The organism is Burkholderia sp. E168m23 (assembly GCF_016586125.1).
Taxonomy (GTDB): Bacteria; Pseudomonadota; Gammaproteobacteria; order Burkholderiales; family Burkholderiaceae; genus Burkholderia; species Burkholderia orbicola.
On sequence record NZ_BCPP01000379.1, the window covers coordinates 1 to 6262 of the forward strand.

Below are 6262 nucleotides of genomic sequence, written 5' to 3' on the forward strand. Positions count from 1 at the left end.
CTGCTGGCCGAGCGCGAGCGCGAGCATCATCGCGATGAAGGTCGCGAGGAACAGCGCGAGTGTCAGCGTGCCGATGTACATCTTGCGCAGGCCCGTGCGGCCGAGCGACTTTTCCTGGTACTCGCGGTACGCGCGCTGCACGGCGTCCGCGTTGTGCGCGAGCCCGGGCGGCACCGGCTGCGTGAGCTGCAGGAACCGCTCCGCCGGCTGCAGCAGCGACGTCGTCGCATCGGGAATCGGCCGCACGACGCGCAACCGCAGCGCGCCCTTCGCGCCATGCGCGCGCGGGTCGCCGTCGACCTCGCCCTCGATCGCCGCATACGCGCCGTGTTCGCGCGCCTGGCTCAGCATCAGCGGCGTCGGCAGGTCGTCCGGAATCAGCGCCGCGAAATTGCCCGACGCCTGCGCGACGATGTGCAGGTCGGGCGCGGCGCCCGAGCCGCCGCGGCTCGGCTCGACGATCGTCGCGTCCTGCACGCCGAACTGGTCGCGCAGCCGCAGCAGCGTGAGCGTCGTGCCGTTCGTGTTCGCGTCGACGCTCGCGAGCTGGTCGGACATCAGCCGCGCCTTGGTCTGCAGATCGGACAGCGACGCATCGAGCATCCCGCGGCCGAGGTTCAGCCCGGCCGTCAGCGCCGTCTCGACGTTCACGTCGAACCACGACTCGATACTGCGCGACACGAACTGGTACGACACGATGTAGATGATCCCGCCCGGCACCACGCCGACGAGCGCGAAGAACACCGCGAGCTTCGCGAGCAGCCGCGTGCCGAACTTGCCCTTCCTCAGGCGCACGACGATCATCCCGATCAGCCCGAGCACCACGAGCAGGAACACGAGCGCGACGATGATGTTCGTCGCGTACAGCCACGAGTAGTAGCGGTCGAAGAATTCGGTGTTCGCGCTCGCGGCCGCGAGCAGCACGAGCAGCAGCAGTGCGGTGATCGCGACCGTCGAGACGATCACGCGGATGAGGAGGCTCTTCCCGCTGGCCGCGCGGCGTACTTTATTTAGCACGTTCGGTCACCGTGAAGTTGAAGCGCTTCCAGTCCGACCCGAGCGTCCAGTCGCGGTTGTTCACGGCATCGACCTGGAACGGCTTCGGCATCAGCGCCGTGTCGAGCTGCATCCGCACCGACGCCGTGTAGGTTTCGCCTGCCCGTACCTGGTTACGGTCGATCACGTGCCACGACGTGATGTGGCGGACCACCGCGAGCGCATCCTTCAGCGACGGGAAGCCGAGCTGCAGGCCGCCCGTCGACACGCGGTACTCGCGCGTGAGCGGCTGGAACGACAGGCGGATCGTCTGCGTGACCGCCACCGGCTGCTCGTCGAACCAGTACCAGCGCGCGCGGCTCAGCTCGAAGTCGGTCGTGAAGTAAAGCGGGATGCCCTTGTTGACGGCATCCTCGAGGTTCGGATTCAGCTCGAAGTCGAACCGCGCGTCCAGGCTCCAGCCGCTGCCGTCGGACTGGAGCGATGCGCGCTGCACGGCGATCGATTCGGCATGCGCCGGCCGGACGACGGCCAGGCACAGCGTCAACGCGACCAGCAGGACGGCCGCGAGCCGAAAGGGAAAAAGGTGTTTGATCGTCACCGTTTCTGAAACCGCGCGTAGAAAAATCCGTCGTGATCGGTGTTCTGGTCGAGTGCGCCGGCGGCCGCCCGTCCCTGCACGCTGCCCGGCAGCAGTTGGCCGGGGGCGTCCAATCGTACCGCATCTTCACAGGCCGCTTCAAACCAGCGGGCCTGCAATTCGCCTTCTTCCGGGAAGATCGAACAGGTCACGTAAAGCAGTTCGCCGCCCGGCTTCACGAGCGGCCACAGCGCCGACAGGATGCGACGCTGCTCCGCGACCAGCGCCGGGATGTCGGCCTCGCGGCGCAGCCAGCGGATGTCGGGGTGCCGCCGCACGATGCCGGACGCCGAGCACGGCACGTCGGCCAGGATGCGATCGAACGGACGCCCGTCGTACCAGGTGTCCGGCGCGCCCGCATCGCCGACGCACACGTTCGCCGCGAGCGACAGGCGCACGAGATTCTCGCCGATGCGCGCCGCGCGCGTCGCGTCGCTTTCGAGCGCCACGACTTCCGCATCGGCGAGTTCGAGAATATGGCCCGTCTTGCCGCCGGGCGCCGCGCACGCGTCGAGCACGCGCATGCCGTCGCGCGCGCCGAGCCATTCGGCCGCGAGCTGCGCGCCGGCGTCCTGCACCGACACCACGCCGTCGGCGAAGCCCGGAATGCGCTCAACCGGCAGCGCCGACGCGAGCCGCACCGCGTGCCGGCCGATCGCGGTCGCGTCGATTCCGCTCGCGCGCAGCGTGTCGAGATACGCATCGACGCTCGCTCGGCGCGCATTCACACGCAACGTCAGCGGCCCCTGATGCTCGCCGGCCGCGAGAATCGCCTGCCACGCATCGGGCCATGCGCGCTTCACCGCATCGACCCACCACGCGCGGTAGTTCCAGCGTGCGACCGGGTCGTCCTGCATCGCGGCGACGAGTGCGTCGCGCTCGCGCAGGAAACGGCGCAGCACCGCGTTGACCATCCCCTTCGCGAACGCGAATTCGCGGCGCGCACCGATGACGGTGACGGCCTGGTCGACCACCGTGAACGCCGGGTACGCGGCCTCGTCAGGCGGGTCGAGCAGCAGCGCGAACGCGCCGGCGAGCACCGCGTGCACGTGCGCGGGCGGCGCCTTGCTGACGAACTTGCCGATCAGCCAGTCCGCGCTGCCGAGGCGACGCATCGTCCGGTAGGCGACGTCCTGCGTCGCGCCGCGCGCGAGCGCCTGCGCACCGGACGGCATCTGCGCGAATACGGTCGACAGCGCCGCCGGCAACGCGGTACCGCGTCGCACCGCGTCGACCGCCTGCGCGGCCGCGTCGAGCGCGAAGCCGAGCGAATCGGGCGCCAGGTGCAGCGCAGCCAGGCGCGCCGGGCGGCCGGAAGAAGTCGGAGCGGAAGAACGGGGTCGTGTCATCGGTGCGGAATCGGCAAGCAGGCGCGGCAATCAGGTGCGGCAAACAAATACGGCAAACGGCGGGATCGCGGCGGCCGATGGCCCGGCGATCCCAAACCGCGCATTGTAGCGTGCGGCCATGCTGGCCCTTTGGCCCCTTTACGGCGCGCACAAATGAAACACCCCGCAGCGCGAAGCATGCGGGGTGGCGGGGCGGCCCCACGCGGCAGCAGCCGCGCGGGTCGCCGGGGGTCACTCGAAGCGGCCGGTGCGCGCCATCTCCATCAGGCGCGCGATGCGCTCCTCGGTGGCCGGGTGCGTCGAGAACAGGTTCTGCAGGCCGCCGCCGTGCAGCGGGTTCATGATCATCATCTGCGCGGTGGCCGGATGCGCCTCGGCCGCCTGGAACGGGATGCCCGCCGCATAGCGATGGATCTTGTCGAGCGCGGTGGCGAGCGACTGCGGATCGCCGGAAATCTGCGCGCCGCCGCGGTCGGCTTCGAACTCGCGGGCTCGCGAAATCGCCATCTGGATCAGCGCGCCTGCGATCGGGGCGAGCAGCGCGACCGCGATCCCCGCGATCGGGTTGGCCGGCCGGCCGTTCTCGTCGCGCCCGCCAAAGAACATCGCGAAGTTCGCGAGTGCCGAGATCGCGCCCGCCATCGTCGCGGTGATCGTCGAGATCAGGATGTCGCGGTGCTTCACGTGCGCGAGTTCGTGCGCCATCACGCCGCGCATCTCGCGCTCCGACAGCACGCGCAGGATGCCCGTCGTCGCGGCGACCGCCGCATGTTCGGGGTTGCGGCCCGTCGCGAACGCGTTCGGCGCATCCTCGTTGATCAGGTAGACGCGCGGCATCGGCAGGTTCGCGCGCGTGGCCAGCTCGCGCACCATCCGGTAGAACTGCGGCGCCGTGCTCTCGTCGACCTCCTGCGCGTTGTACATGCGCAGCACCATCTTGTCCGAGAACCAGTACGAGAAGAAATTCATGCCGAGCGCGAACAGCAGCGCGATCGTCATGCCGCGCGAGCCGCCGATCATCCCGCCGATCACGATGAACAGGGCCGTGATCGCGGCCATCAGCATCGCCGTTTTGACCCAATTGAACATACCCACTCCTTATCCGTCAGGGGACCCGCCGCACCTCACAGGGCACGGCGGAAAATTGTAAGCGATTTGTTAGATAAGGTCTTGCCGGAAAAATTCAATCTCAGCGTTGCGAAGCGGCAAGACGCAGGCCGAGCCCGACGAAAGCGCTGCCGACCGTGCGATCGAGCCACTTCCTGACGCCCGGCTTGCCGGAAAATCGCTGCGTGACACTGCCCGCCACCCATGCAACCAGGCTCGTCCAGACCGTGCTCATCGCGACGAACACCGCGCCGAGGGTCAGGAACGCCCAGGCCTTGTGCGGACTGTCGGCCGACACGAACTGCGGGAAGAACGACACGAAGAACAGCACGACCTTCGGATTCAGCACGTTGGTCCAGAAACCCTGCATGAACAACTGGCGTAGCGGCTTGGCGGCCGCGGCCTGCGCGGCTGCGGCGCCCGACGGCGCGGTGGCCTGCTTCACGATGATCATCCGCACGCCGAGATAGATCAGGTACGCGGCGCCGACCAGCTTGATCACCGTGAACGCGGTGGCCGACGCGGCCAGCAGCGCGGTCAGGCCGAATGCGCAGGCGAGCGCGTGGACGCAGCAGCCGGCCGAAATGCCGAACGCCGACATCAGCCCCGCGTCGCGCCCCTGCGCGACGCTGCGGCCGACGATGTAGGCCGTATCGGGGCCGGGCGTGATGTTCAGCAGGAAGACCGCGAACACGAAGAAGCCGAAATGGGTGATGCCGAACATGAAAACCTCGAAACCGGGGAGCGCAGGGAAATTCTACGCGTGCCTGCCGCCCCGCGCGACTCGGCCGTCCGGCCAGTTGCGCCGGGCCGGCAGACCGGGTCGAATGGCGCTCAGGCCTGTCAGTCGACGTCGGGCAGCGCGAAACGCTGGCCGGCGGCGAGCGGCGAACCGGCGAGGAATTCGCGTGCAGGCAGCCGCTTGCCGCCGGGCTTCTGCAGCTGGGTGACGCGCAGCGCGCCGCTGCCGCATGCGACCACCACGCCTTCCGGCGCGGCTTCGACGATCGTGCCGGGCGCCGCGCTGGCAATCGTGGCATGCGCCGCCACGGGCTCGGCCGCCCACAGCTTGATGGCCGCGCCGTCGAGCGTCGCAACGCCGCCCGGGAACGGGTCGAACGCACGCACCTGGCGTGCGAGTACGTCGGCAGGCTTGCGCCAGTCGAGCGCCGCTTCGTGCTTGCCGATCTTTTCGGCGTAGGTCACGCCGTCGGCCGGCTGCGGCGTCGCCGGCAGCGTCCCGTCGCGCTCGAGCCGCACGAGCGCGTCGACGATCAGCCGCGCGCCGTCGGCGGCGAGGCGGTCGTGCAGCGTCGCGGTCGTATCGTCGGGTGCGATCGGCAGGCGCGCCTCCTCGATCATCGCGCCGGTGTCGAGGCCGACGTCCATCTGCATCAGCGTGACGCCCGTCTCGGCGTCGCCTGCCTCGATCGCACGATGGATCGGCGCCGCGCCGCGCCAGCGCGGCAGCAGCGATGCGTGAATGTTGATGCAGCCGGCGCGCGGGATATCGAGCACTTCCTGCGGCAGCAGCAGGCCGTACGCGGCCACCACCATCACGTCGTGCGGCGTCGTGCGCAGCAGTTCGATCGCGTCGGCCGCCTCCGCCGGGTACTTGCCCGCGCGACGCAGCGACGGCGGCTGCGCGACGGCCATCCCGTGCTCGACCGCGTAGCGCTTCACGGCGCTCGCCTGAAGCTTCATCCCGCGCCCGGCCGGGCGATCGGGCTGGGTGAGCACGAGCGGCACCGGGAAACCGGCCTCGTGGATCGCGGCAAGGGCAGCCGCGGCGAATTCCGGCGTGCCGGCAAAAATCACGCGCAACGTATGGGTCATGACAGCGTTCGGGGTCGGGCTGGGCGCACGCGCATCACATCGCGCGTTCGAGTTTCTTCATCTTCGTCTTGATACGCGTCTGCTTGAGCGGCGACAGATATTCGACGAACACGCGGCCCATCAGGTGATCCATCTCGTGCTGGACGCACACGGCGAGCAGGCCTTCGCAGTCGAGCTCGAACGTCTCGCCCTGCTCGTTGAGCGCACGCACGCGCACGTGGTCGGGGCGTTCGACTTCGTCGTAGATGCCGGGCACCGACAGGCAGCCTTCTTCATAGGTCTGCTTCGCGTCGCTCGACCACACGATCTCCGGGTTGATGAACGCGCGCAGCTC

6 protein-coding genes and 1 pseudogene are annotated in these 6262 nt (G+C 69.1%); all 7 read right to left on the bottom strand.

Annotation, left to right across the window (positions count from 1 at the left end; all coding sequences use genetic code 11):
- Nucleotides 1–1017: pseudogene (gene esaS / locus JMF90_RS19525) on the bottom strand (sensor histidine kinase EsaS); the annotation flags it as partial.
- On the bottom strand, nt 1007–1597 hold the full coding sequence (locus JMF90_RS19530; RefSeq protein WP_006477467.1) for a DUF4390 domain-containing protein: 591 nt from the start codon (nt 1595–1597) through the stop codon (nt 1007–1009). The pseudogene esaS and the gene JMF90_RS19530, both read right to left, overlap by 11 nt.
- Entirely contained in the window at nt 1594–2985 is a 1392-nt protein-coding gene (gene rsmB / locus JMF90_RS19535; RefSeq protein WP_124622315.1) for a 16S rRNA (cytosine(967)-C(5))-methyltransferase RsmB, read from the bottom strand. Before rsmB ends, JMF90_RS19530 begins: the two co-directional genes overlap by 4 nt.
- Nucleotides 2986–3216: 231 nt before the next feature.
- Complete coding sequence (gene htpX / locus JMF90_RS19540) at nt 3217–4074, bottom strand: zinc metalloprotease HtpX (protein ID WP_023476430.1); 858 nt, start codon at nt 4072–4074, stop codon at nt 3217–3219.
- A gap of 100 nt (nt 4075–4174) precedes the next feature.
- Nucleotides 4175–4816, bottom strand: a complete 642-nt coding sequence (locus tag JMF90_RS19545; protein ID WP_201317045.1) for a LysE family translocator — start codon at nt 4814–4816, stop codon at nt 4175–4177.
- Between the two features lie 119 nt (nt 4817–4935).
- Nucleotides 4936–5928, bottom strand: a complete 993-nt coding sequence (gene fmt / locus JMF90_RS19550) for a methionyl-tRNA formyltransferase (RefSeq protein ID WP_201317046.1) — start codon at nt 5926–5928, stop codon at nt 4936–4938.
- Between the two features lie 34 nt (nt 5929–5962).
- Nucleotides 5963–6262: peptide deformylase (def, locus tag JMF90_RS19555; protein ID WP_201325333.1), on the bottom strand; the 300-nt coding region annotated here is incomplete at its 5' end.